Here is a 24,280-nt window from a genome sequence, read left to right as displayed (position 1 = left end):
AGCTGAAATGGGGGTCGGGCCGACCGGCGGCGTGAAGGCACCATGACCTTTGGGATATGGTGTTGCCGTGAAGTGGTGCATTACTTTGCTACCACACCTGCCTACGCATCCTCCAGGGATCTGACGATGTCGCACCCAACCTTCCTGCCCGGCCGCCGCACTGGACTCTGTGCCGCTGCTCTGCTGATCTCCACCTCCCTGCTGCTGGGCGGTTGCGCCGCGGGCCCCAATTCCGAAGCCAAGGCGGCCGAAACCAAGGACGCGAAGAAGGTCGATGCGGTACCGGTGGAAGTTGCCGTGGCCAGCCACCGCGCCGTGGCCGCCAGCTACACCGGCACCGCCGCGCTGGAACCGCGCGCCGAATCGCAGGTAGTGGCCAAGACCTCCGGTGTGGCGCTGGCGGTACTGGTCGAGGAAGGCCAGCGGGTCACCGCCGGGCAGCCACTGGTGCGCCTGGACCCGGACCGCGCGCGCCTGGCCGTGGCGCAGAGCGAAGCCCAGATGCGCAAGCTGGAAAACAACTACCAGCGTGCGCAGAAACTGGTGGGCCAGCAGATGGTCAGCGCCGCCGACGTCGACCAGCTGCGCTACGACCTGGAAAACATGCGCGCGCAGTACCGCCTGGCCACGCTGGAACTGTCCTACACCACGGTGGTGGCGCCCATCTCGGGCGTGATCGCCTCGCGTTCGATCAAGACCGGCAACTTCGTGCAGATCAACACGCCCATCTTCCGCATCGTCGACAACTCGCAGCTGGAAGCCACCCTCAACGTGCCCGAGCGCGAACTGGCCACCCTGCGTGCCGGCCAGCCGGTCACCCTGTCGGCCGATGCGCTGCCGGGCCAGACCTTCACCGGCACCGTCGACCGCATCGCCCCGGTGGTCGATTCGGGCAGCGGCACCTTCCGCGTGGTCAGCGCCTTCAATGGCACCGAGCATGCGCTGCAACCGGGTATGTTCGGCCGCATCCGCATCGACTACGACCAGCGCGCCGACGCCCTGGTGGTGCCGCGCCTGGCCCTGCTGGACGACGGCGAGCCGGCGGTGTTCCGTGTGCGCGAAGGCAAGGTCGCCCGCGTGCCGGTCAAGCTGGGCTATGCCGAAGGGCCGTGGGTGGAAATCCGCGACGGCCTGGCTGCCGGCGACCAGATCGTGACTGCCGGCAAGGTTGCCCTGCGCGACGGTACCGCCGTGCAGGTCATCGCCGATCCCAAGGCCAACCCGAAGGCAAAGCCGGCTGCGGTCACCGCCGCCGCCAAGCCCGCTGACAAGGCCGGGAGCCAGCAATGACCGCCCCGGGCCACGACCACGGTGCCTCGCCGGGCGGCGACGGCGCCGCCGCCGCCATGCGCGGCGGCCTGGTGGAATTCGCCACCCGCCGCCGCGTGACCATCGCCATGTGCACGGTCACCCTGCTGCTGTTCGGCCTGATCGCGCTGGGCAACCTCAAGGTGAACCTGCTGCCGGACCTGAGCTACCCCACGCTCACCGTGCGTACCGAATACACCGGTGCGGCGCCGACCGAAATCGAAAGCCTGATCACCCAACCGGTGGAAGAAGCGGTGGGCGTGGTCAAGAACCTGCGCAAGCTGAAATCAGTCTCGCGCACCGGGCAGAGCGATGTGGTGCTCGAATTCGCCTGGGGCACCAACATGGACCAGGCCAGTCTGGAAGTGCGCGACAAGATGGAAGCGCTTAACCTGCCGCTGGAGGCCAAGGCGCCGGTGCTGCTGCGCTTCAATCCGTCCACCGAGCCGATCATGCGCCTGGTGCTGTCGACCAAGGCCACCCCGGCCAGCGATGAGGACGCCATCCGCGAACTGACCGCGTTGCGCCGCTATGCCGACGAAGACCTGAAGAAGAAGCTCGAACCGGTCACCGGCGTGGCCGCGGTCAAGGTGGGCGGTGGCCTGGAGGACGAGATCCAGGTCGACATCGACCAGCAGAAGCTGGCCCAGCTCAACCTGCCCATCGACACCGTCATCAAGCGGTTGAAGGAAGAGAACATCAACATCTCCGGCGGCCGCCTGGAGGAGGGCTCGCAGCGTTTCCTGGTGCGCACCGTCAACCAGTTCGCCGATCTGGAAGAGATCCGCAACCTGCTGGTCACCACCCAGTCCTCCAATGGCAGCGCGGCCGATTCGGCCCTGCAGCAGATGTTCAACATCGCCGCTTCCACCGGCTCGGCGGCCGCCGTGGCCGCAGCGTCGGCGGCGCAGAGTGCCTCCTCCGGTGGGGGTTCCAGCGTGGTCGCCAATGGCGTGCCGGTGCGCCTGAAAGATGTGGCCACCGTGCGCCAGGGCTACAAGGAACGCGAGGCGATCATCCGCCTGGGCGGCAAGGAATCGGTGGAACTGGCGATCTACAAGGAAGGCGATGCCAATACCGTGGCCACCGCTGCGGCCCTGCGCACGCGCCTGGAGCAGATCAAGAGCACCTTCCCGGCCGATGCCGAACTGACCACCATCGAGGACCAGTCGCGCTTCATCGAGCACGCCATCAGTGACGTCAAGAAGGACGCGGTGATCGGCGGCCTGCTGGCCATCCTGATCATCTTCCTGTTCCTGCGCGATGGCTGGAGCACCTTCGTGATCAGCCTGTCGCTGCCGGTCTCGATCATCGCCACGTTCTTCTTCATGGGCCAGCTGGGCCTGAGCTTGAACGTGATGTCGCTGGGCGGCCTGGCGCTGGCCACCGGCCTGGTGGTGGATGACTCGATCGTGGTGCTGGAAAGCATCGCCAAGGCGCGCGAACGCGGCCTGGGCATCCTGCAGGCCGCAATTGCCGGTACCCGTGAAGTGAGCATGGCCGTGGTCGCGTCCACCCTGACCACCATTGCCGTGTTCCTGCCGCTGGTGTTCGTCGACGGCATCGCCGGCCAGCTGTTCCGTGACCAGGCCCTGACCGTGGCCATCGCCATCGCGATCTCGCTGCTGGTGTCGATGACCCTGATCCCCATGCTCAGCTCGCTGAAGGGCCGTCCGCCGCTGGCCTTCCCGGAAGAGGCCCAGGCCGAACCGTGGCGCCCGCAAAGCCGCTGGCAGAAGCCGGTCGCACTGGGCCGCCGTGGCTTCGTGGCCAGCGTGCGCTGGAGCTTCTTCGCCTTGGCCTGGCTGGTGGTGCGCGTATGGCGTGGCGTGGTGGCCGTGGTCGGGCCGGTCATGCGCAAGGCCAGCGACATCGCCATGAAGCCCTATGCCGGTGCCGAACGCGGCTACCTGCGGCTGCTGCCCAGTGCGCTGGCCCACCCGGGCAAGGTGCTGGGCCTGGCCTCGCTGGCCTTCGTCGGCACCATGGCCCTGGTGCCCATGCTGGGCGCCGACCTGATCCCGCAGCTGGCGCAGGACCGCTTCGAAATGACGGTCAAGCTGCCCGCCGGCACGCCGTTGAAGCAGACCGATGCGCTGGTGCGCGAACTGCAGCTGGCGCATGGCAAGGGCGAGGGCGTGGCCTCGCTGTACGGCGTGAGCGGCAGCGGGACGCGCCTGGATGCCAGCCCCACCGAAAGCGGCGAGAACATCGGCAAGCTGACCGTGGTGATGGAAGGCGGCGGCAACGCGCGCACCGAAGCGGAGATCACCGAACGCCTGCGCGACACCATGGGCCAGCACCCCGGTGCCCAGGTCGACTTTGCACGCCCAGCCTTGTTCAGCTTCTCCACACCGCTGGAAATCGAGCTGCGCGGGCAGGACATGGCCACGCTGGAACAGGCTGGCCAGCGCCTGGCGGCCCTGCTGCGCGGCAATGCGCACTACGCCGATGTGAAGTCGACGGTGGAAGAGGGCTTCCCGGAAATCCAGATCCGCTTCGACCAGGAACGGGCCGGCGCACTCGGCCTGACCACCCGCCAGATCGCCGATGTGGTGGTGAAGAAGGTGCGTGGCGACGTGGCCACCCGCTACAGCTTCCGCGACCGCAAGATCGACGTGCTGGTGCGTGCGCAGGAAGGTGACCGTGCCAGCGTGGACAGCATCCGCCGCCTGATCGTGAACCCGGGCAGCAGTCGTCCGGTCACCCTGGACGCGGTGGCCGACGTGGTCGCCACCACCGGCCCCAGCGAGATCCACCGTGCCGACCAGACCCGCGTCGCGGTGGTGTCGGCCAACCTGCGCGACATCGACCTGGGCGCAGCCATGCGTGAAGTGCAGCAGATGGTGGCCGAGCAGCCGCTGGGTGCGGGCGTCGGCCTGCATATCGGTGGCCAGGGCGAGGAACTGGCCCAGGCCGCCAAGTCGCTGATCTTCGCCTTCGGCCTGGCCATCTTCCTGGTCTACCTGGTGATGGCCTCGCAGTTCGAATCGCTGCTGCATCCGTTCGTCATCCTGTTCACCATTCCGCTGGCCCTGGTCGGTGCCATCCTGGCCCTGCTGCTGACCGGCAAGCCCATCTCGGTAGTGGTGTTCATCGGCCTGATCCTGCTGGTCGGCCTGGTCACCAAGAACGCGATCATCCTCATCGACAAGGTCAACCAGCTGCGCGAGGCCGGCGTGGCCAAGCACGAGGCCCTGGTGGAAGGTGCGCGCTCGCGCCTGCGGCCGATCATCATGACCACCCTGTGCACGCTGTTCGGCTTCCTGCCGCTGGCGGTGGCGATGGGCGAGGGCGCCGAGGTGCGCGCACCGATGGCGATCACCGTCATCGGCGGCCTGCTGGTGTCGACCCTGCTGACCCTGCTGGTCATCCCGGTGGTGTACGACCTGATGGACCGCCGCGGCGATGCCTATTACCGCGAACGTGGCCGCAAGCATGCCGGTGAAGGCCTGCAAGCCGCCGAAGGCGGTCGCCCGGCGGCGCACCCGGGTGCTGGGGAGGAACCGGCATGAGCGTTGCCGAGTTCTCCATCCGCCGGCCGGTCACCACCATCATGTGCTTCATCTCGCTGGTGGTGGTGGGCCTGATTGCCTCGTTCCGCCTGCCGCTGGAGGCACTGCCGGACATTTCCGCGCCGTTCCTGTTCGTGCAGATCCCGTACACCGGTTCGACCCCCGAAGAGGTCGAGCGGACCATCATCCGCCCGGTGGAGGAATCGCTGGCGACGATGACCGGCATCAAGCGCATGCGCTCGTCGGCAACCTCCGAAGCGGCCTCGATCTTCATCGAGTTCAGCGACTGGGACCGCGACATCGCCATCGCCGCGTCCGATGCGCGTGAACGCATCGACGCGATCCGCAGCGACCTGCCCGACGACCTGCAGCGCTACAACGTGTTCAAGTGGTCCAGCAGCGACCAGCCGGTGCTGAAGGTGCGCCTGGCCAGCACCACCGACCTGACCGCGGCCTATGACATGCTCGACCGCGAGTTCAAGCGGCGCATCGAGCGCATCCCCGGCGTGGCCCGCGTGGACATCACCGGCGCACCGCCGAACGAAGTCGAGATCGCGATCGATCCGGACCGGCTCAACGCGCATGGCCTGAGCATCAACGAACTGAGCGATCGCCTGCGCACGCTGAACTTCTCGATCTCGGCAGGGCAGATCGACGACAACGGCCAGCGCGTGCGCGTGCAGCCGGTGGGCGAGATCACCGACCTGCAGGAAATGCGTGACCTGGTGATCAATGCCAAGGGCCTGCGCCTGGGCGACATTGCCGAGGTGCGCCTGAAGCCGGCGCGGATGAACTACGGCCGCCGCCTGGATGGCAATCCTGCCGTCGGCCTGGACATCTTCAAGGAACGCAGTGCCAATCTGGTGGACGTCTCGCGTGCGGCACTGGCCGAGGTCGAGGCTATCCGCGCGCAGGAGTCCATGCGCGACGTGCAGATCAAGGTCATCGACAACCAGGGCAAGGCGGTCACCTCCTCGCTGCTGGAACTGGCCGAAGCCGGCGCGGTGGGCCTGATCCTGTCGATCACGGTGCTGTTCTTCTTCCTGCGCCACTGGCCGTCCACCCTGATGGTGACCTTGGCCATTCCGATCTGCTTCACCATCACCCTGGGTTTCATGTACTTCGCCGGGGTGACGCTGAACATCCTGACCATGATGGGGTTGTTGCTGGCCGTCGGCATGCTGGTCGACAACGCCGTGGTGGTGGTGGAGAGCATCTACCAGGAACGCGAGCGCATGCCGGACCAGCCGCGCCTGGCCTCGATCATCGGCACCCGCAACGTGGCCATCGCGCTCAGCGCCGGCACCCTGTGCCACTGCATCGTGTTCGTGCCCAACCTGTTTGGTGAGACCAACAACATCAGCATCTTCATGGCGCAGATCGCGATCACCATCTCGGTCTCGCTGCTGGCCTCGTGGCTGGTGGCGGTCAGCCTGATCCCGATGCTGTCCGCACGCATGGCCACGCCCAAGCTGCTGCATTCGCAGACCGGCGTGATCGCCCGCCTGCAGCGCCGCTATGCACGCCTGCTGGACTGGTCGCTGCGCCATCGCGGCTGGAGCCTGCTGGGCATCCTGCTGGTGGTGCTGGTCAGCCTGGTGCCGATGAAGCTCACCAAGGTGGACATGTTCGGCGGCGGTGGTGGCAAGGACATCTTCATCGGCTACATGTGGAAGGGGGCCTATACCTACCGGCAGATGTCCGAGGAAGTGGCCCGCGTGGAAGCGTGGGTCGAGCAGAACCGCGAGCGCCTGCACGTCAAGCAGGTCTATTCCTGGTACAGCGAGCAGGAAGGCAGCTCGACCGTGGTCACCGTGGACGAGAAGTTCGCCAAGGACATCAAGGCGCTGCAGGAAGAGCTGCGCAAGGGCCTGCCCAAGTCCGCCCGCACCGATTACTTCGTCGGCAACCAGGGCGGCGACGGCGGCGGCAGCAACCAGGGCGTGCAGGTGCAGCTGGTGGGTGATTCCAGCACGATGCTGCAGGAGATCGGCCAGGAGGTGCTGCCGCTGCTGGCCCAGCGCCCGGAACTGCGTGATGTGCGCATCGACAACGGCGAGAAGGGCGGCGAGCTGAAGGTGCGGGTCGACCGCGAGCGCGCCGCTGCCTTCGGGTTCAACGCCGAACAGGTGGCCAGTTTCGTCGGCCTGGCCCTGCGCGGTGCGCCGATGCGCGAGTTCCGCCGCGGCGACAATGAAGTGCCGGTGTGGGTGCGCTTCGCCGGTGCCGAGCAGAGCAGCCCGGAAGACCTGGCCGGCTACAGCGTGCGCACCGGCGATGGCCGCAGCGTGCCGCTGCTCAGCCTGGTCAGCGTGGACATCGGTTCATCGGCCACCCAGATCGGCCGCACCAACCGCCAGACCACCCTCACCATCAAGGCCAACCTGGCCGAGAAGATCACCGCGCCCGATGGCCGCAACGCGATCGAAGCGGTGCTCAAGCCGATGAGCTTCCCGGCCGGCTATGGCTATACCTTCGATGGCGGTGACTACGGCAACGACAACGAAGCCATGCAGCAGATGGTGTTCAACCTGCTCATCGCCCTGGTGATGATCTACGTGGTGATGGCCGCGGTGTTCGAATCGTTGCTGTTCCCGGCGGCGATCATGAGCGGCGTACTGTTTTCCATCTTCGGCGTGTTCTGGCTGTTCTGGATCACCGGCACCTCGTTCGGAATCATGTCCTTCATCGGCATCCTGGTGCTGATGGGCGTGGTGGTGAACAACGGCATCGTGATGATCGAGCACATCAACAACCTGCGGCGCGGCGGCATGGGCCGCACCCAGGCGCTGGTGGAAGGCTCACGCGAGCGCCTGCGGCCGATCATGATGACCATGGGCACGGCGATCCTGGCGATGGTGCCGATCTCGCTCACCAACACGCAGATGTTCGGCGATGGCCCGGAATATGCGCCGATGGCACGCGCCATTGCCGGTGGCCTGGCGTTCTCCACCGTGGTCAGCCTGCTGTTCCTGCCGACCATCTATGCCGTGCTGGATGACCTGCGCAGCGCGGTCACGCGGCTGATCCGGCGCGCGCGTGGGCTGGACAACGTGGAGGCAACAGCCGCGTAGAGTCGAGCTTGCTCGACTGATGGCTGCAACAACGTGTTTGTGGTGGGGGAGGGACACCGTAGAGCCGAGCCATGCTCGGCTGTCTTGCGCGACAACGTGTTTGTGGTGGGGGGAGACCGGTCGTAGTGGGGCGGTCTCCCCCTTTTTTTCAACCAGCGTTGGCATCGACCTGTAGAGCCGAGCCCACGCTCGGCTGCTGTACGCGTCTGGAAAGCGACGCCAACCAAGGTTGGCACCTACCTTTCGCCGCTCCGCGGCGCCGCCCGAGCATGGGCTCGGGCGCTACGGGTCGCATGACCCGCCACCGCTGAATCAACCCGCGACTTGGCCCCACACCTTGCCGGCGGTCAGCCACAGCCCGAGCATGCTGCCCAGGTTGGTCAGCATGAAGGTAAGCACCACGCGGGTGACGCGGTTGCGGTACCAGCCCTTCAGGCTCTGCGCATCGTCACGCAGCTTGAGGAAATCCTCATAGGCCGGCTTGCGCAGGCGCGCTTCCACCAGCGCCGAGAACGCACCGGTGGGGATGCTCAGGCGGAACGGCTTGAACGGTGCCACCGCGATCGCGGTCAGGATGCTCAGCGGATGGCTGCCGGCCAGCAGGCAGCCGAGGCCGGCCAGGCCGCCGGTGTACATCGCCCACGTTGCCAGCAGTTCGGTACCCACGCCCAGCCCACCCCGGTAGAAGCCCACCGCAATGCCGGTGATGACGATGGCCAGGATGCCCAGGGTGAACCACGGAATGTTGCGCTTCTTCGGCACCGCTTCCAGTTCCGCGCGCAGCGGCGCCGGTTCGGCGGTATCGGTTTCCAGGTAGCGCGCCAGCCCGGCCAGATGGCCGGCACCGACCACGGCCAGCACCTCGCGCAGCTGCGGGTTGTGTTCCTCGCGCAGGCGCGTGGCCATGTAACGGTCGCGCTCGCCGATGATGGTCTCGTACAGCGCCGGGCTTTCGGTGGCGAATTCGCCGAAGCTCGATTCCAGCATGTCGCCCTGCTTGAGCTTCTCGATCTCGTTCTCGCCCACTTCTTCCGACGAGAACAGGCCGGCACCCAGGCCGGCCACCAGCTTCAGCTTGCCGAAGAAGCCCAGCCGCTGCGACGCGCGGCGGAAGGTCAGGCCGACCTCACGGTCGATCAGGTGCACCGGCAGGTTGCGCTCGCGCGCCAGGTCCACTGCGCGCTTCAGTTCGGCACCGGGTTCGATGCCCAGCTGCTCGGCCAGGCGGCGCTGGTAGGCCGACAGCGCCAGGTTGGCCGCGAACAGCGCCACGCGGCCCTTGCGGATCACTTCCACCAGGTCCAGCTTGGCCAGCGTGTCCGGGTCGCTCAGTGCCTGCAGGCGCTGCGGGTCCAGCTCGACGGCCACCGCGTCGAATCGTCCGCTGTCGATGGCTTTTTCCACCGCCTCGACGCTGGCATGGGAGACGTGGGCGGTGCCCAGCAGGGTGTAGCGCACGCCGTCGCGTTCAACAACGCGCACGGGCTGGCCAGCGAACAAGTCGTCGCCGGTTTCGGGAAGGGTTTCGGTCATGGGTTCATTCATTGGAAGGTGCGGTGTCGGCGCCATCGCCGAGCGCGCGCTGCATCTGCACGGTGTCCAGCCAGCGGCCATGCTTGCGGCCCAGGCCCTGGAACACGCCCACCAGGTGGAAGCCGAAGCGTTCGTGCAGCTTGATGGAAGCGGTGTTGGTCGGTTCGCCGATCACCGCCACCATCTGCCGGTAGCCGCGCGCGGTGCAGGCGTCGATGAGGGCCTGCAACAGGCCGGTGCCCACGCCCTTGCCCTGGAACGCGGCATCGACGTAGACCGAATTTTCCACGGTCCACTGGTAGGCAATGCGGGTGCGGTAGGTGTTGGCGTAGGCATAGCCGGCCACCTGGCCGTCGATCTCGGCGACCAGATAGGGGAAGCCCCGGTCGATGATGTCGCGCATGCGGCGCAGCATCTCGGCCTGGTCCGGGATGTCGTACTCGTAGGTGTTGACGAAGTCGGTCACTTCCACCGCGTAGATCGCGGTGACCGCGGCGATGTCGGCCGGGCCGGCATCACGGATGAGGACGGCCATGGCAGCGCTCCGGCTCAGTCGATGTAGCGCTTGAGCAGGTCACCGTACGCGTCGATGCGACGGTCGCGCAGGAACGGCCAGATGCGGCGCACGTGTTCGCTGCGCTGCAGATCGACATCGCACATCAGCACGGTGGCATCGGTGCCGGCTTCGGCCAGGAATTCGCCCTGCGGGCCCAGCACGTGGCTGTTGCCCCAGAACTGGATGCCCGAGGCGCCCAGCGGCGACGCTTCGTGGCCCACGCGGTTGCAGCTCAGCACCGGCAGCCCGTTGGCCACGGCGTGGCCGCGGTGGCTCAGCACCCAGGCGTCGCGCTGGCGGGTCTTCTCGTCCTGCACGTCGTCCGGGTCCCAGCCGATCGCGGTGGGGTAGAGCAGCAGCTCGGCGCCGGCCAGCGCCATCAGGCGCGCCGCTTCCGGGTACCACTGGTCCCAGCACACGAGCACGCCCAGGCGGCCCACCGAGGTATCGATCGGCTTGAAGCCGATGTCACCCGGGGTGAAATAGAACTTTTCGTAGAAGCCCGGATCGTCCGGGATGTGCATCTTGCGGTACTTACCCAGCAGGGTGCCGTCCTTCTCGAACACCACGGCGGTGTTGTGGTACAGGCCGGCGGCGCGGCGCTCGAACAGCGAGCCGACCAGCACCACGCCATGCTTCTTGGCCAGCGCGCCCAGGCGCTCGGTGCTGGGGCCCGGAATCGGCTCGGCCAGGTCGAATTCGTCAACCGACTCGTGCTGGCAGAAGTAAGGACCGTTGTGCAGTTCCTGCAGCAGCACCAGTTTCGCGCCCTGCGCAGCCGCCTCGGCCACGCGTGCTTCGATCACCGCCAGGTTGGCGGCGGCATCACCGTGGTTGCGCTCCTGGATCAGGGCGACGGTAAGGGGGCTGCGCGAGTTCATGCGGGGCGTTCCTGCGGGGGAAAACCTGCATGTTAGCGCGGATGGGCGGCGACGGCGTGTCGCGCGCTGAATGGCCGGTGTTGTAGAGCCGAGCCCATGCTCGGCTGCGTTCTGCTTCGATCGCGCGAGCGGCCAGCCGAGCGTGGGCTCGGCTCCACAAGAAGCCAGTCGAGCATGGCTCGACGCTACACAAGCGGTGCCGGGCGGGGCCCGGCGTCATCCGTCAGGCCTTCAACAACCCTTCCGGCAGCTGCATGGTGATGCAGTGCAGGCTGCCGTTCTGCCAGATCAGCGAACGGCAGGGGACCTGCACGATCTCGCGGCCCGGGTGGGCCTGGGCCAGCACATCGCGGGCCAGGTCGTCGGCCGGGTCGCCGTAGGCCGGCATCAGCACCGCACCGTTGACGATCAGGTAATTGGCGTACGACGCGGCCAGGCGGCGGCCCTCGTCGATCACCGGCTGGGCCCACGGCAGCGGGAACAGGCGGTACGGCTGCCCATCCTTGGTGCGAAGTGCGGCCAGCTCGTTGCCCATCGCCTGCAGTTCGGCGTAGTGCGAGTCGCTTTCGTCGTCGCAGGCCTGGTAGACGATGCTGTCAGGCGAAGCAAAGCGGGCCAGGGTGTCGATGTGGGCGTCGGTGTCGTCGCCTTCCAGGTAGCCATGGTCCAGCCACAGCACACGGTCCTGCTGCAGCCAGTCGGCCAGGTCGGCGCTCAGGCTGGCGCGGTCGCGGTCCGGGTGGCGCTCGTGCAGGCACTTCCAGGTGGTCAGCAGGGTGCCTTCACCGTCGGTCTCGATGCCGCCGCCTTCCAGGGCGAAGGCAATGCTGCGCACCGGCGCGTTGTTGAACACGCCGGCCTGGTCCAGCACGCCCACCAGCTGGTCGTCCAAGGTGGCATCGAACTTGCCGCCCCAGCCGGTGAAGCGGAAATCCAGCAGCTGGAAGCTGCCGTCGGCGCGGCGCAGGGTGATCGGGCCGGAGTCACGCAGCCAGGTGTCGTCGTATGCCGCCGTGGTGAAGTGGACCCGGTCCATGTCGATGCGGTTGGAGCGCAGCCGCATTTCGGCATAGGTCTCCACATCGTCGTCGGCCACGCAGATCAGCACCGGCTGGAAGCGGGTGATGGCGGCGACCAGTGCGATGTAGGTCTCCTCCACCTGGCCCAGGCGGTCGGCCCAGTCGGTGTCGGCAGTGGGCCAGGCAATCAGGACGCCGCTCTGGGCTTCCCATTCGGCAGGAAAACGAAGGGTCTGGTTCATGGTCTCGCTACACAGGCCCGCCAGCGGCGGGTAGGGGGTTCAGCGGATCGGCGGCTTCGGGCCGATCTCGTTCGGGTCCGCCTTGTTGGCCACCACGTCGATCACCTTCTGCTTTTCGAAGTAGACGGTGAATTGCGGGTAGACCCAGCGGTTGATGGTCGGCCACTGGCGCTTCTGGCCGCCGCGCGGCTGCAGCTGCTCGCTCGGCGCGCCGAACTGCGACTGCACCTGCTGCATGCTCTGGCCGCGGACGGGCAGGGCACCGGCCGGCTTTTCGGCGGCGCGGTCGACCAGCAGGGTATCGGCCAGCGCCGGCGTGGCGGCGGCCAGGGTGGCCAGAACGGCCAGGGTGCTCAGGTAACGCTTCATCTCGATCTACTCCCCAGTGGTCAAGAAAGGCGATTACAGCAAAAACGGCAGGAAAAAAAAGCCGCATGCAACAAAAAACCGCCCGAAGGCGGCTTTTTGCATCGGGTCGGTCCCGCGCGGGACCCGCCGCGGCCCGAAGGCCGTGAGGCTTAGCGCTGACGCGCCTTGAAACGCGGGTTCGACTTGCAGATGACGAAGATCTTGCCACGACGACGGACGACCTTGCAGTCGCGGTGACGGGCCTTCGCCGACTTCAGGGAGGACAGGATTTTCATGGCATACCTCGGCGTAAACAGTAGTTGTTCGGGTGGAGCGTGGCCGCGATATGCGAAAGACAATCGGCAGTTGGCGCTCGTTCAAGCCCGCCATTCTACCGGGCTTTTCGTCGTGGTTTCAAGTGGTTGCGCGAAAGTCTCTGCGCGGGGCTCCGGGCAGGGGCTAGAATGGCCCCTTCACACGCGCTAGGACCCCCATGAATCCACTCGCTCCCGTCCTGACCATCGACGGCCCTTCGGGGGCCGGCAAGGGTACCATCAGCCGCATCGTCGCGCGCCGTCTGGGCTGGCATTACCTGGATTCGGGCGCTCTGTACCGGGCGGTGGGCGTGGCAGCGAGCTGGGCCGACATCGATACCTCCGATGCCTCGGCGTTGGTGCGCTGCACCTTCGACACCCATGTTCAGTTTGTTGAACAGGGCGAGTCGATGCGGGTCATGGTCAACGGCACCGACGCCACCGACGAGCTGCGCCTGGAGACCACCGGCGCGCTGGCCTCGGCCATTGCCGCCATTCCCGAGGTCCGCGCGGCCCTGAAGGAGCGCCAGCGCGCATTCAGGGAACTGCCGGGCCTGGTCGCCGACGGCCGCGACATGGGCACGGTGATCTTCAAGGACGCCCCCTACAAGGTCTTCCTGACCGCCAGTGCCGAGGAGCGCGCCGAGCGCCGGCATAAGCAGTTGAAAGACAAGGGGGTTTCTGTTAACTTTGATGACCTCCTGCGCGAGATCATGGCCCGCGACGCCCGTGATGCTCAGCGTACCGTGGCGCCCCTGAAGCCGGCAGACGATGCTGTCCTCATCGACACCACAGGCATCGGCATCGATGATGTCGTTGCCCGAGTGATGGATCTGCTTCCGGTTCCGGCTGCCTGATCCGTTCGCGCGGGAGTGCCACCAGCAACACCGGTGGTGGTCGCGCATAGCAGTGCTGTACCAGCTCCGCCGCGCAATGATGCGTGGCGGTTTTCCTACTACACACGACCTGCGTTTCCGGGGTCGACCAACAGGCGGGCGGTCGTCAATCCCTGAAGGGACGCCACCGACCCATGTGTCCAACAGAGTAAATCTAATGACCGAATCATTTGCCGAACTGTTTGAAGCCAGCCAGGCCAACCTGGCCAAGCTGAAGCCGGGCGCCATCGTCAGCGGTACCGTTGTTGAAGTCCGCGGCGACGTCGTGGTGATCAACGCTGGCCTGAAGTCCGAAGGCATCGTGCCGATCGAACAGTTCCGTAACGACGCTGGCGAAATCGACGTCGCCGAAGGCGACATCGTCAAGGTCGCCCTCGACTCCATCGAGAACGGCTTCGGCGAAACCGTCCTGTCGCGCGAGAAGGCCAAGCGCGCGATGGTGTGGGACGAGCTGGAAGAAGCGTTGGAAAAGAACGAAACCATCACCGGCCGCATCAGCGGCAAGGTCAAGGGTGGTTTCACCGTGGACATCAAGGATGTCCGCGCCTTCCTGCCGGGTTCCCTGGTCGATGTGCGCCCGGTGCGCGATCCGGCCTACCTGGAAGGCAAGGAGCTCGAGTTCAAGCTCATCAAGCTGGACCGCAAGCGTAACAACGTCGTGGTCTCGCGCCGCGCTGTCGTCGAAAGCGAGCACTCGGAAGAGCGCGAGCAGCTGATGGACAAGCTGCAGGAAGGCGCGATCCTGAAGGGTGTCGTCAAGAACCTGACCGATTACGGCGCGTTCGTGGACCTGGGCGGTATCGACGGCCTGCTGCACATCACCGACATGGCGTGGAAGCGCGTGCGTCACCCGTCGGAAGTCGTGAACGTCGGCGACGAGCTGGACGTCCGCGTGCTGAAGTTCGACCGCGAGCGCAACCGCGTTTCGCTGGGTCTGAAGCAGCTGGGCGAAGATCCGTGGGACAACATCGGCCGTCGTTACCCGGCCAACAGCCGCGTCTTCGGCAAGGTCTCCAACGTCACCGATTACGGCGCGTTCGTCGAGATCGAGCCGGGCGTCGAAGGCCTGGTGCACGTCTCCGAGATGGATTGGACCAACAAGAACGTCAACCCGTCCAAGGTTGTGCAGGTTGGTGACGAAGTCGAAGTGATGGTGCTGGACGTCGATGAAGAGCGTCGCCGTATCTCGCTGGGCATGAAGCAGGTTGCCGCCAATCCGTGGGAAACCTTCGCTGCCACCCACAAGAAGGGTGACAAGGTGTCGGGCCAGATCAAGTCGATCACCGACTTCGGCATCTTCATCGGCCTGGACGGCGGCATCGACGGCCTGGTTCACCTGTCCGACATCAGCTGGGCGACCACTGGCGAAGACATCGTTCGCAACTTCAAGAAGGGCGATACCCTGGACGCCGTCGTCCTGGCTGTCGATCCGGAGCGCGAGCGCATCTCCCTGGGCGTCAAGCAGCTGGAGCAGGATCCGTTCGGCCAGTACATGGCTGCCAATCCGAAGGGCTCCAAGGTTGAAGGCGTGGTGAAGGAAGTCGACGCCAAGGGCGCGATCATCGAGCTGGCTGACGGCATCGAAGGTTACGTCTCGGCACGCGACATCGCCAACGAGCGCGTTGACGACGCCACCCAGCACCTGAAGGTCGGCGACAAGGTCGAAGCCAAGTTCGTGGGCATGGACCGCAAGGGCCGTACCCTGCAGCTGTCGATCAAGGCCAAGGACGACGCGGAAATGCGCGAAGTGCTGGAGGAATACCAGTCCTCTTCGGCTGCCAGCGGCACCACCCAGCTGGGCGCGCTGCTGCGTGCACAGCTGAGCGGCAACAAGTCCGAGTAATCGGCCTTACGCTGTACGTTGTTTCCTGGACGGCCCGGGCTTCATTGCCCGGGCCGTTTCAGGGTGAGTGATCCCTGATGTGAGCCGGCAATGACCAAATCCGAACTGATCGAAATCCTCGCGCGCCGCCAGGCGCACCTGAAGGCCGATGATGTCGATCTGGCGGTGAAGTCGTTGCTGGAAATGATGGGCGGTTCCCTCTCTGCCGGGGATCGCATCGAAATCCGTGGCTTTGGCAGCTTCTCGCTGCACTACCGGCCGCCGCGCCTGGGTCGCAACCCGAAGACTGGCGAATCGGTGGCCCTGCCGGGCAAGCACGTTCCCCATTTCAAGCCGGGCAAGGAACTGCGCGAGCGGGTCAGCAGTGTGCTGCCGCTGGACGCCGATCCGGCCTGAAGGTCCCGTCGCGCGACTGCGTGCGAATCCCACCACCAGTCGGATAAGCTACGGTCTCCTGCCAATGGAGCTGTCGCATGAAGGTTTTTCGTCTGCTGGTCCTGCTGGCGGTGCTTCTCCTCGGGTTGATCATCGGTGCCATGAACATGGACGAGATGACCATCAACCTGGTGTTCACCCAACTCAAGACCTCGATTGGCGTGGCGATCATCGCCTCGCTGCTGATCGGCGTCATTGTCGGTGCCGGCCTGGTGCTGGTGAGCGTGGTCATTCCGCTCTACGCCCAGCTGCGCCGCGCCAACAAGTCGGTCGCCCCCCCTGTGGCCCCGGTTTCCCCCTCCCAATCTTTTGATGGACGCTGATCGAAGATGGATTTCGTCACTGAGTGGTTCTGGTTCTTCCTGTTCGTGCCCCTGGCGGCTGTCGCTGGCTGGGTGATCGGGCGGCGTGGTGGGCAGCGCCACGGCGACAACCAGGTCAGCCGCCTGTCCAGCACCTATTTCCGTGGCCTGAACTACCTGCTCAACGAGCAGCCGGACAAGGCCATCGAGCTGTTCCTGCACATCGCCGAGCTGGACAAGGAAACCTTCGAGACCCAGGTCGCGCTGGGCCACCTGTTCCGCCGCCGTGGCGAGGTCGACCGCGCCATCCGTCTGCACCAGGGCCTGGTCAACCGCCACGACCTGAGTGACGCACAGCGCGTGCAGGCCCTGCTGGCCCTGGGCGAGGACTACATGAAGTCCGGCCTGCTGGACCGCGCAGAAACCGTGTTCACCGAACTGGCCCAGCTCGACCAGCGCGCCCCGCAGGCGCTCAAGCACCTGATCGGCATCTACCAGGCCGAGCGTGACTGGGAAAAGGCGATCGACAACGCCACCCGTTTCGAGGAAGTGACCGGCGACCCGATGGGCAAGCTGATCGGGCAGTTCGAATGCGAACTGGCCGAGCGCTTCCGGGGTGCCGGCAAGCTGGAAGAGGCGAGGGCGGCCATTGCCCGTGCCTACCAGGCCGACGCCATGTCGGTGCGTGCGGGCATCATCGAAGGCCGTCTGGAGACCGATGCGGGCAATGCCGAAGCCGCCGTGCGCGCCTTCGAGCGCGCTGCCCGCAACGACCCGGAATACCTGCCCGAGCTGCTGCCGGCGCTGATGGAGAACTACCGCAAGGTCGGTGATCTCGGCGGCGCACGCGCCTTCCTGTCGGAAATGACCGAGCACTACCGCGGCATCGCCCCGGTGCTGGCGCTGACCCGCCTGATGGAAGAGCAGGAAGGCGTGGCCCCGGCCCGTGCCTATCTTGGCCGCCAGCTGAAGGATCGCCCCTCGGTCCGTGGCGAATCCGCCCTGATCGACCTGACCCTGGCCGAGGGTGCCGATTCCACCGCTACCCTGCACGACCTCAAGCACATCACCGACCAGCTGCTGGTGCGCAACCCGGCATACCGCTGCACGCGCTGTGGCTTCGGTGCGCGCACCCACCACTGGCAGTGCCCCAGCTGCAAGGAATGGGGCACGGTCAAGCCGCTGCTGAACTACGCGGTGCTCTGACCCATGCCGTGGCTCGTGATGGGCGCGCTGCTGGGTCTGGCCCTGCTCAGCGCCGGCCTGACCTGGGCGGCGCGCGGCTATGCGCTGCGCCGGCAGCTGCTGGACCAGCCGGGGGAGCGCCGCAGCCACAGCGTGGCCACCCCGCGCGGCGGCGGCATTGCCATCGTCATCAGCCTGCTGGTGGCCGCAGGCGTGGCCATGTGGGCCTGGCCGCAGGCGCTGCCCAGCCTGCTGCTGGCCAGCCTGGGCCTGGTGCTGGTGGCGGGTATCGGCTGGTGGGATGACCATCGCCCGTTGCCGGCCCTGCGCCGCCTGCTGGTGCACTTCATCGCCGCCGGCCTGCTGGCCACCGTGGTCAAGATGAACGGCGGCAGCTGGCTGCTGGCCGTACTGGTGCTGCTGTTCACCGCCTCGCTGATCAACATCTGGAACTTCATGGATGGGATCAACGGCATCGCCAGCAGCCAGGCCGTCATCGCCGCGCTGGGCTTCGCTGCGGTGCTGCCGTGGCCCTGGTCGCTGGTGGCGATCGTGCTTGGCCTGGCCTGCCTGGGTTTCCTGCCGTTCAATTTCCCGAAGGCGCGCATCTTCATGGGGGATGTAGGCAGTGGCGCGCTGGGGTATGCGGTGTCGGTGGTGGTCGCCGTGGCGGCCCTGCGTACCGATATCAACTGGCTCCTGCTGCTGGTGCCGCTTTCTCCCTTTCTTGTGGACGCGGGCTTCACGCTGTTGGCGCGCATGCTTTCCGGACAACGCTGGATGGAACCCCACACCCAGCATGTCTACCAGCGCGCGGTGCAGGCAGGAGCCAGCCACGCCCAGGTGACAGGGATGTACTTTGTTTTAGGCCTGTTCAGCATTACAGTGTTCAATGTCTGCACCAACTTGCAGCCGAGGTGGGAGGCTGCCGTAGCGGTCGCGTGGATATCCGCGCTGGCTCTGCTCTGGCTCCTCCTGCGCAATGGATTGCGCAATCGATAAGGAATTAAACGAAATATGTCTTCACCCTGGCGGGACAGAATCCTCGGTCTGATGCCGCGCATGGCCATCGTCTGCCATGACCTTTTCATGGTCTGGGCCTGTTGGCAGCTGCTGCATGCCGGTCGCTACTCGATCCTGCCCGACGCGCCGTCGTTGCCGTTGTGGAATGTCGATACGACCCTGGTCCTGGCCCTGCAGGGCATCGTGTTCTGGCGCGTGGGCCTGTACCGCGGCCTGTGGCGCTTCGCCAGCGTCAGCGACCTGCTGAACATCTTCAAGGCCAGTTTCATCGGCCTGGTCGCCATCGTCCTGGTGCTGGCCTGGAAGCGCTTCAACGGCGTGCCGCTGTCGGTGCTGGTCATCTATCCGTTCGCGCTGTCGGCCCTGCTGGGTGCGCCGCGCCTGCTGTACCGGGCCTGGAAGGACTACCAGGCGCTGCAATCCGACTCCACGGCCCGCCGCGTACTGATCCTGGGTGCCGGCCAGGCTGCCGAGACCCTGGTGCGTGACCTGCGCCGTTCGGGCCATTTCGAACCGGTCGGCCTGCTGGATGATGCCCCGCACCTGCGCGGCGCCAAGCTGCAGAGCCTGCCGATCCTGGGCACCCTGGACGATGCTCCGGCGGTAGCGCGCGAAACTGCGGCCAAGCTGCTGGTCATCGCCATTCCTTCGCTGGACGCGGTGGGCATGCAGCGCGTGGTCGCCATCTGCGAAAGCACCGGCATCCCGTTCCGCACCGTGCCCAAGCTCAGCGACATCCTGCAGGGCCAGTCGCTGCCGGGCCAGCTGAAGGAAGTGGCCATTGAAGACCTGCTCGGTCGCAAGCCGATCATGCCGGACTGGAACCTGATCCGCGGCTGGCTGGGGGGCCGTACCGTGATGGTCACCGGTGCCGGTGGTTCGATCGGCTCGGAACTGTGCCGCCAGTGCGCGCGCCATGGTGCCGGTCGCATCGTGCTGCTGGAGATCAGCGAACTGCTGCTGCTGACCATCGAGCACGAGCTGCGCCGCAGCTTCCCCGATGTACAGATCGAAGCGGTGCTGGGTGACTGTGGTGACCCGGCGGTGATGCGCCATGCGCTGTCGCTGCATCCGGTCGACACCGCCTTCCATGCCGCCGCCTACAAGCACGTGCCGGTGCTGGAGCGGCAGCTGCGCGAGGCCGTGCGCAACAACATCCTGGCCACCGAAAATGTCGCCCGCGCCTGCCTGGAAGCGCGCGTCGAGCATTTCGTGTTCATTTCCACCGACAAGGCGGTCGACCCGGTCAACGCGCTGGGCGCCAGCAAGCGCTATGCGGAAATGATCTGCCAGAGCCTGGACCAGAAGTCCTCGCACACCCGTTTCGTGACCGTGCGCTTCGGCAACGTGCTGGCTTCGGCCGGTAGCGTGGTGCCGCTGTTCCGCGACCAGATCCTCAAGGGTGGCCCGGTCACCGTGACCGATCCGGAAGTCTCCCGCTACTTCATGACCATTCCCGAGGCCTGCCAGCTGATCCTGCAGGCAGCGGCGTCGGCGTCGCATGGCGCCATCTATACGCTGGACATGGGCGAGCCGGTGCCGATCCGCGTGCTGGCCGAGCAGATGATCCGCCTGGCCGGCAAGCAGCCGTACAAGGACATCCCGATCATCTACACCGGCCTGCGCCCGGGCGAGAAGCTGCACGAGACCCTGTTCTATTCGGACGAGGACTACCGGCCGACCTCGCACCCGAAGGTGCTGGAGGCGGGCGTGCGCACGTTCTCGCGCGACATCGTGCTGGGCAACGTGCCGAAGCTGCGCGAGGCTATTGCCGAGTACGACACGGCCACGATCCAGGAAATCCTGTTCGCGACCATGCCCGAATTCTCGCCAATCGAACAAGACGCTTACATCTCGTCCGCTAAAGTCGTGCCATTTCCAGCACGTGAGGCCAGCAGGCACTAATGAGCAAGCGTATTCGCAAGGCGGTATTCCCGGTGGCAGGTCTTGGTACGCGCTTCCTGCCGGCAACCAAGACGGTTCCCAAGGAAATGCTGCCGATCATCGATCGGCCCCTGATCCAGTACGCCGTGGATGAGGCGATCGAGGCGGGCTGTGACACCCTGGTGTTCATCACCAACCGTTACAAGCATGCCGTCGCCGACTATTTCGACAAGGCCTACGAACTCGAGCAGAAGCTCGAGCGTGCCGGCAAGCAGGAGCAGCTGGAGCTGATCCGCCACGTGTTGCCCGAGGGCGTGCGTGCGATCTTCGTCACCCAGGCCGAGGCGTTGGGCCTGGGCCATGCGGTGCTCTGCGCCAAGGCGGTGATCGGCGATGAGCCGTTTGCCGTGCTGCTGCCCGACGACCTGATCTGGAACCGCGGCGCCGGTGCGCTCAAGCAGATGGCCGACCTCAACGAGGCCAGCGGCGCCAGCGTGATTGCCGTGGAAGACGTTCCGCACGAGAAGACGGCCAGCTACGGCATCGTCGCCACCGAGGCGTTCGATGGCCGCAAGGGCCGCATTTCGCAGATCGTGGAAAAGCCCAAGCCGGAGGACGCACCCAGCGACCTGGCGGTGGTTGGCCGCTACGTGCTGAGCCCGAAGATCTTCGAGCTGCTGGAAAGCACCGGCAGTGGCGCGGGCGGCGAGATCCAGCTGACCGATGCGATCGCGCAGCTGCTGCAGACCGATGAAGTGGATGCCTATCGTTTCGAGGGCACCCGGTTCGACTGCGGTACGCATCTGGGGCTGGTTGAGGCGACGATCCGGTTTGCGCTGGATAACCCGAAGCTGGCTGGCCCGGCGCGGGAGAAGCTGGCGGCGATGCTGGCGGAATAAGGGTTTTATCAAGCGCTCCGTGCAGGCCTCCCGGCACAGGTAGGGAGGCGGGGGCGGGCCGCTGCAGGACACGCCGTGAACCCATCCCTGGGGGCTCGTAGGCGCCTTGCTCGTGTGCCGCTGTCCTGCGCACACGGCAAGACCGGGGTTGAGCGTCCTGCCCAACCCGCCCGAGGCATGCCTCGGGCCCATGGCGCCTGCGGTCCTGCATCGGCCCGCACCCGCCTCTCGACAGTTGGCTGGTGGCGCGGACGGGAAGGGCGGAATCAAAGGCAGAGCAGAAACAAGAAAGGCAGCCGATGGCTGCCTTTTTCGTTTCCAGTGACCCGTCCTGAATTGGGTTGACACCTTTTCCCTCTGGAAAAGGAATGTTCAATGAAATCAACAGTCAGGCGCAGCCAGCGGGATTACTCGCTGGCCTTCAAGTTGTCGGTGGTCGACCAGGTCGAGCGCGGGGAACTGACTTACAAAAAGGCTCAGGAGCGCTATGGGATCCAAGGGCGCACCACGGTGCTTTCCTGGCTTCGTCGGCATGGTCGGCAAGATTGGTCGGCTGGGGCATCATTCCCTCCCATGAGTACTGTCCCCAAAGCCGGAGCGGCCAAGCCGCTTACGCCGGAACAACAGATCAAGGCCCTGCAGGTCCAGTTGCGGGAGGCAAACGAGAAGGCGCAGCTCTTCGAGGCGATCGTGGACGTCCTCAAAGAGGATTACGGTGTGAAAATCGTAAAAAAGCCTTCCGGCAAGTCCTCACGCAAAGGCGCCTCAAAGGCATAAGCGTGGCAAGGGCTTGCCGCCATTTCGGCATCAGTCGGCAGGCGTTCTATCAGGCGGGGCACCGCCATCAGCGGCGAAACGCTGCTGATGCCACAGCCTTGGCGCTGGTGAGCGATTGCCGCGCGCGCCAGCCTCGGGTCGGTACACGCAAGCTGCATCACCTGATTGAACCGAAGCTGCAGGAGGCGGGAATCGCTCTGGGTCGGGACCGTCTATTTGACGTGCTTCGAGAAGCACGGCTGCTGGTGCCGCACCGTCGTGCGTATCACAAGACCACCAACAGTCATCACCGCTTCCGGAGGCACCCGAACCTGCTTAAACCGGGCGAGGGATGCGTGATGCCGACCGGCAGTGAACAGGTATGGGTCGCGGATATCACCTATCTGCCCACAGATGGAAATTTCGTTTACCTGAGCCTGGTTACAGACGCCTGGTCACGCAAGATCGTGGGCTGGAGCGTGAATGAGACGCTGCAGACCGAACACACCGCACAAGCATTGGAAATGGCTCTGAAAGCGCGGAAAACCAGACAGCGTCTGATCCATCATTCGGATCGAGGCATCCAGTACTGCTCGGACAACTACCAGAACATCCACGCCAAGCATGGCCTGACCTGCTCCATGACCGACGGCTACGACTGCTATCAGAACGCGCTGGCGGAGCGGATCAACGGGATCCTCAAATGCGAGTTTTTGCTTCATCGCCCACTGGACCTGGGTCAGGCACGGCAGATGGCGGCTGAGGCAGTGCAGATCTACAACGCCGAGCGACCCCACCTGTCACTTAAAATGCAGACGCCCGATGCGATGCATCGGGCGTCTTTGGCCGCCTGACGGCGGCCGGATCATCCACCCCATAGGTGTCAACCTATGGCAGGACGAGTCACAGAGCAGAGGCATCCACGCCTGGCGTGGATCTACCGGGGTCGGATCCCTTTGCGCAGCAAAGGGCTCTGACCCCGGCCTTTTCCGGGTAGTCTCACCCACCCGGGCCCCTCAGTACACCGACATCCCAACCGCCAACGCTTTGAACCTTACAGCGCTTCGAAAATGCCCGCCGCGCCCATGCCGGTGCCGATGCACATCGTCACCATGCCGTACTTCTGCTGGCGACGGCGCAGGCCGTGCAGCAGGGTGGCGGTGCGGATCGCGCCGGTCGCACCCAGCGGGTGGCCCAGGGCAATCGCGCCGCCCAACGGGTTGACCTTGCTCGGGTCCAGGCCGCAATCGCGGATCACCGCCAGCGACTGCGCGGCGAAGGCTTCGTTGAGCTCGATCCAGTCCAGCTGGTCCTGGGTCAGGCCGGCCTGCTTGAGGGCCTTCGGAATCGCGGCGATCGGGCCGATGCCCATCACTTCCGGGCGCACGCCAGCCACCGAGAAGCTGACGAAACGGGCCAGCGGGGTCAGGCCGTAATCCTTGATCGCCTGTTCCGAAGCCAGCAGCACGGCGCCGGCGCCGTCGCTCATCTGCGAGGAGTTGCCGGCGGTGACCGTGCCGCCGAACTGGCCGTTGCGGAACACCGGGCGCAGCTTGGCCAGGCCTTCAGCGGACGAATCCGGGCGCGGGCCTTCGTCGGTGTCGGCCAGCTTGTTGCGGGTGATGATGCGCTGGCCATCGGCCAGGTCCGGCAGGTGCGAGACGATCTCGTACGGGCTGATCTCATCCTTGAAGTCGCCGTTCTGGATGGCGGCCATGGCCTTCTGGTGCGAGGCCAGGGCAAAGGCGTCCTGGTCTTCGCGCGAGACCTTCCACTCTTCGGCCACCTTCTCGGCGGTGATGCCCATGCCGTAGGCGATGGCCACGTGGTCGTTGTCGAACACGCTCGGCGCCATCGCGATCTTGTTGCCCATCATCGGCACCATCGACATCGATTCGGTGCCGCCGGCCAGCATCAGGTCGGCGTTGCCCAGGCGGATCGCGTCGGCGGCCTGCGCCACGGCCTGCAGGCCGGAGGAGCAGAAGCGGTTCACGGTCTGCGCGGCAATCGTGTTCGGCAGGCCGGCCAGCAGCACGCCGATGCGGGCCACGTTCATGCCCTGCTCGGCTTCCGGCATGGCGCAGCCGATGATCGCGTCATCGATGCGGTTGACGTCCACGCCCGGGGCCTGGGCGACGACGCTGCGCAGCACGTGCGCAAGCATGTCGTCGGGGCGGGTGTTGCGGAACATGCCCTTGGGCGCCTTGCCGACCGGGGTACGGGTGGCGGCGACGATGTAGGCGTCCTGGATTTGCTTGGTCATTGCG

At 65.8% G+C, this 24,280-nt stretch carries 19 protein-coding genes; 12 read left to right on the top strand and 7 right to left on the bottom strand.

Annotated features, from left to right (window positions below):
* Nucleotides 1–126: 126 nt before the first annotated feature.
* The 3 genes from ACM2ZB_RS05970 to ACM2ZB_RS05960 are packed head-to-tail and all read left to right on the top strand — an operon-like array spanning nucleotide 127 to nucleotide 7,897.
* Complete coding sequence (locus tag ACM2ZB_RS05970; protein ID WP_313439664.1) at nucleotides 127–1,290, top strand: efflux RND transporter periplasmic adaptor subunit; 1,164 nt, start codon at nucleotides 127–129, stop codon at nucleotides 1,288–1,290.
* The gene (locus ACM2ZB_RS05965; protein WP_416057839.1) at nucleotides 1,287–4,823 is read left to right on the top strand and encodes an efflux RND transporter permease subunit; all 3,537 of its coding nucleotides are present in this window, start codon (nucleotides 1,287–1,289) and stop codon (nucleotides 4,821–4,823) included. Before ACM2ZB_RS05970 ends, ACM2ZB_RS05965 begins: the two co-directional genes overlap by 4 nt.
* Nucleotides 4,820–7,897 carry an efflux RND transporter permease subunit gene (locus ACM2ZB_RS05960; protein WP_416057838.1) on the top strand — a complete coding sequence of 1,026 codons (3,078 nt, stop codon included), beginning with the start codon at nucleotides 4,820–4,822 and terminating at the stop codon, nucleotides 7,895–7,897. The genes ACM2ZB_RS05965 and ACM2ZB_RS05960 overlap by 4 nt, the downstream gene beginning before the upstream one ends.
* A gap of 312 nt (nucleotides 7,898–8,209) precedes the next feature.
* Here ACM2ZB_RS05960 and ACM2ZB_RS05955 read toward each other — a convergent pair whose 3' ends face one another.
* The 6 genes from ACM2ZB_RS05955 to ykgO form a co-directional block, all read right to left on the bottom strand.
* Nucleotides 8,210–9,430: a TraB/GumN family protein gene (locus ACM2ZB_RS05955; protein ID WP_416057837.1), complete on the bottom strand. Its 1,221-nt coding sequence runs from the start codon at nucleotides 9,428–9,430 to the stop codon at nucleotides 8,210–8,212.
* Nucleotides 9,431–9,434: 4 nt separating this feature from the next.
* Nucleotides 9,435–9,965, bottom strand: coding sequence for a GNAT family N-acetyltransferase (locus ACM2ZB_RS05950; protein ID WP_416057836.1), 531 nt, complete (start codon nucleotides 9,963–9,965; stop codon nucleotides 9,435–9,437).
* 14 nt (nucleotides 9,966–9,979) lie between these two features.
* Nucleotides 9,980–10,867 carry a carbon-nitrogen hydrolase gene (locus ACM2ZB_RS05945; RefSeq protein ID WP_313439671.1) on the bottom strand — a complete coding sequence of 296 codons (888 nt, stop codon included), beginning with the start codon at nucleotides 10,865–10,867 and terminating at the stop codon, nucleotides 9,980–9,982.
* A gap of 223 nt (nucleotides 10,868–11,090) precedes the next feature.
* Entirely contained in the window at nucleotides 11,091–12,128 is a 1,038-nt protein-coding gene (locus ACM2ZB_RS05940) for an agmatine deiminase family protein (RefSeq protein ID WP_416057835.1), read from the bottom strand.
* 39 nt (nucleotides 12,129–12,167) lie between these two features.
* Entirely contained in the window at nucleotides 12,168–12,497 is a 330-nt protein-coding gene (locus tag ACM2ZB_RS05935; RefSeq protein ID WP_108746517.1) for a hypothetical protein, read from the bottom strand.
* A gap of 149 nt (nucleotides 12,498–12,646) precedes the next feature.
* Complete coding sequence (gene ykgO, locus ACM2ZB_RS05930; RefSeq protein WP_054656844.1) at nucleotides 12,647–12,772, bottom strand: type B 50S ribosomal protein L36; 126 nt, start codon at nucleotides 12,770–12,772, stop codon at nucleotides 12,647–12,649.
* Nucleotides 12,773–12,969: 197 nt separating this feature from the next.
* On the opposite strand from ykgO, the gene cmk reads away from it, so the two are divergent.
* The 9 genes from cmk (at nucleotide 12,970) to ACM2ZB_RS05885 (ending at nucleotide 22,867) form a co-directional block, all read left to right on the top strand.
* On the top strand, nucleotides 12,970–13,647 hold the full coding sequence (gene cmk / locus ACM2ZB_RS05925; RefSeq protein ID WP_079221613.1) for a (d)CMP kinase: 678 nt from the start codon (nucleotides 12,970–12,972) through the stop codon (nucleotides 13,645–13,647).
* Nucleotides 13,648–13,843: 196 nt separating this feature from the next.
* On the top strand, nucleotides 13,844–15,529 hold the full coding sequence (rpsA, locus tag ACM2ZB_RS05920) for a 30S ribosomal protein S1 (protein ID WP_313439674.1): 1,686 nt from the start codon (nucleotides 13,844–13,846) through the stop codon (nucleotides 15,527–15,529).
* Nucleotides 15,530–15,619: 90 nt separating this feature from the next.
* Nucleotides 15,620–15,925 carry an integration host factor subunit beta gene (locus ACM2ZB_RS05915; protein ID WP_005409286.1) on the top strand — a complete coding sequence of 102 codons (306 nt, stop codon included), beginning with the start codon at nucleotides 15,620–15,622 and terminating at the stop codon, nucleotides 15,923–15,925.
* 77 nt (nucleotides 15,926–16,002) lie between these two features.
* Nucleotides 16,003–16,287 carry a LapA family protein gene (locus tag ACM2ZB_RS05910; protein WP_416057834.1) on the top strand — a complete coding sequence of 95 codons (285 nt, stop codon included), beginning with the start codon at nucleotides 16,003–16,005 and terminating at the stop codon, nucleotides 16,285–16,287.
* Nucleotides 16,288–16,293: 6 nt separating this feature from the next.
* Nucleotides 16,294–17,472, top strand: a complete 1,179-nt coding sequence (gene lapB, locus ACM2ZB_RS05905; protein WP_313439675.1) for a lipopolysaccharide assembly protein LapB — start codon at nucleotides 16,294–16,296, stop codon at nucleotides 17,470–17,472.
* A gap of 3 nt (nucleotides 17,473–17,475) precedes the next feature.
* Nucleotides 17,476–18,453 (top strand): MraY family glycosyltransferase, encoded by a 978-nt coding sequence (locus ACM2ZB_RS05900; protein ID WP_416057833.1) that lies wholly within the window; start codon nucleotides 17,476–17,478, stop codon nucleotides 18,451–18,453.
* Nucleotides 18,454–18,468: 15 nt separating this feature from the next.
* Nucleotides 18,469–20,379 carry a nucleoside-diphosphate sugar epimerase/dehydratase gene (locus ACM2ZB_RS05895; protein WP_313439677.1) on the top strand — a complete coding sequence of 637 codons (1,911 nt, stop codon included), beginning with the start codon at nucleotides 18,469–18,471 and terminating at the stop codon, nucleotides 20,377–20,379.
* Nucleotides 20,379–21,257 carry a UTP--glucose-1-phosphate uridylyltransferase GalU gene (gene galU, locus ACM2ZB_RS05890; RefSeq protein ID WP_313439679.1) on the top strand — a complete coding sequence of 293 codons (879 nt, stop codon included), beginning with the start codon at nucleotides 20,379–20,381 and terminating at the stop codon, nucleotides 21,255–21,257. Before ACM2ZB_RS05895 ends, galU begins: the two co-directional genes overlap by 1 nt.
* Before the next feature lie 375 nt (nucleotides 21,258–21,632).
* Nucleotides 21,633–22,867, top strand: a protein-coding gene (locus ACM2ZB_RS05885; protein ID WP_416057832.1) for an IS3 family transposase whose coding sequence is annotated in 2 segments (ribosomal slippage) — nucleotides 21,633–21,984 and nucleotides 21,984–22,867 — 1,236 coding nt in all. Because the reading frame shifts where the segments join, the coding sequence is not laid out codon by codon here.
* Between the two features lie 200 nt (nucleotides 22,868–23,067).
* Here ACM2ZB_RS05885 and ACM2ZB_RS05880 read toward each other — a convergent pair.
* Nucleotides 23,068–24,276, bottom strand: a complete 1,209-nt coding sequence (locus ACM2ZB_RS05880) for an acetyl-CoA C-acyltransferase (RefSeq protein ID WP_416057831.1) — start codon at nucleotides 24,274–24,276, stop codon at nucleotides 23,068–23,070.
* Between the last annotated feature and the right edge of the window lie 4 nt (nucleotides 24,277–24,280).

This window comes from Stenotrophomonas maltophilia (assembly GCF_047782825.1).
Classification (GTDB): domain Bacteria; phylum Pseudomonadota; class Gammaproteobacteria; order Xanthomonadales; family Xanthomonadaceae; genus Stenotrophomonas.
The sequence above is the reverse complement of the archived record's forward strand: the minus strand, read 5'-3'. Positions and strand labels throughout refer to the sequence as shown.

Excerpts from the sequence above, each read along its gene's own strand:
- ACM2ZB_RS05910 (WP_416057834.1), top strand. The coding sequence starts at position 16,003 with ATGAAGGTTTTTCGTCTGCTGGTCCTGCTGGCGGTGCTTCTCCTCGGG.
- ACM2ZB_RS05915 (WP_005409286.1), top strand. The coding sequence starts at position 15,620 with ATGACCAAATCCGAACTGATCGAAATCCTCGCGCGCCGCCAGGCGCAC.
- ACM2ZB_RS05945 (WP_313439671.1), bottom strand. The coding sequence starts at position 10,867 with ATGAACTCGCGCAGCCCCCTTACCGTCGCCCTGATCCAGGAGCGCAAC.
- ACM2ZB_RS05970 (WP_313439664.1), top strand. The coding sequence starts at position 127 with ATGTCGCACCCAACCTTCCTGCCCGGCCGCCGCACTGGACTCTGTGCC.
- ACM2ZB_RS05880 (WP_416057831.1), bottom strand. The coding sequence starts at position 24,276 with ATGACCAAGCAAATCCAGGACGCCTACATCGTCGCCGCCACCCGTACC.
- ACM2ZB_RS05935 (WP_108746517.1), bottom strand. The coding sequence starts at position 12,497 with ATGAAGCGTTACCTGAGCACCCTGGCCGTTCTGGCCACCCTGGCCGCC.
- ACM2ZB_RS05895 (WP_313439677.1), top strand. The coding sequence starts at position 18,469 with ATGTCTTCACCCTGGCGGGACAGAATCCTCGGTCTGATGCCGCGCATG.
- ykgO (WP_054656844.1), bottom strand. The coding sequence starts at position 12,772 with ATGAAAATCCTGTCCTCCCTGAAGTCGGCGAAGGCCCGTCACCGCGAC.
- ACM2ZB_RS05960 (WP_416057838.1), top strand. The coding sequence starts at position 4,820 with ATGAGCGTTGCCGAGTTCTCCATCCGCCGGCCGGTCACCACCATCATG.
- lapB (WP_313439675.1), top strand. The coding sequence starts at position 16,294 with ATGGATTTCGTCACTGAGTGGTTCTGGTTCTTCCTGTTCGTGCCCCTG.
- ACM2ZB_RS05965 (WP_416057839.1), top strand. The coding sequence starts at position 1,287 with ATGACCGCCCCGGGCCACGACCACGGTGCCTCGCCGGGCGGCGACGGC.
- cmk (WP_079221613.1), top strand. The coding sequence starts at position 12,970 with ATGAATCCACTCGCTCCCGTCCTGACCATCGACGGCCCTTCGGGGGCC.
- ACM2ZB_RS05950 (WP_416057836.1), bottom strand. The coding sequence starts at position 9,965 with ATGGCCGTCCTCATCCGTGATGCCGGCCCGGCCGACATCGCCGCGGTC.
- ACM2ZB_RS05955 (WP_416057837.1), bottom strand. The coding sequence starts at position 9,430 with ATGACCGAAACCCTTCCCGAAACCGGCGACGACTTGTTCGCTGGCCAG.
- galU (WP_313439679.1), top strand. The coding sequence starts at position 20,379 with ATGAGCAAGCGTATTCGCAAGGCGGTATTCCCGGTGGCAGGTCTTGGT.
- rpsA (WP_313439674.1), top strand. The coding sequence starts at position 13,844 with ATGACCGAATCATTTGCCGAACTGTTTGAAGCCAGCCAGGCCAACCTG.
- ACM2ZB_RS05900 (WP_416057833.1), top strand. The coding sequence starts at position 17,476 with ATGCCGTGGCTCGTGATGGGCGCGCTGCTGGGTCTGGCCCTGCTCAGC.
- ACM2ZB_RS05940 (WP_416057835.1), bottom strand. The coding sequence starts at position 12,128 with ATGAACCAGACCCTTCGTTTTCCTGCCGAATGGGAAGCCCAGAGCGGC.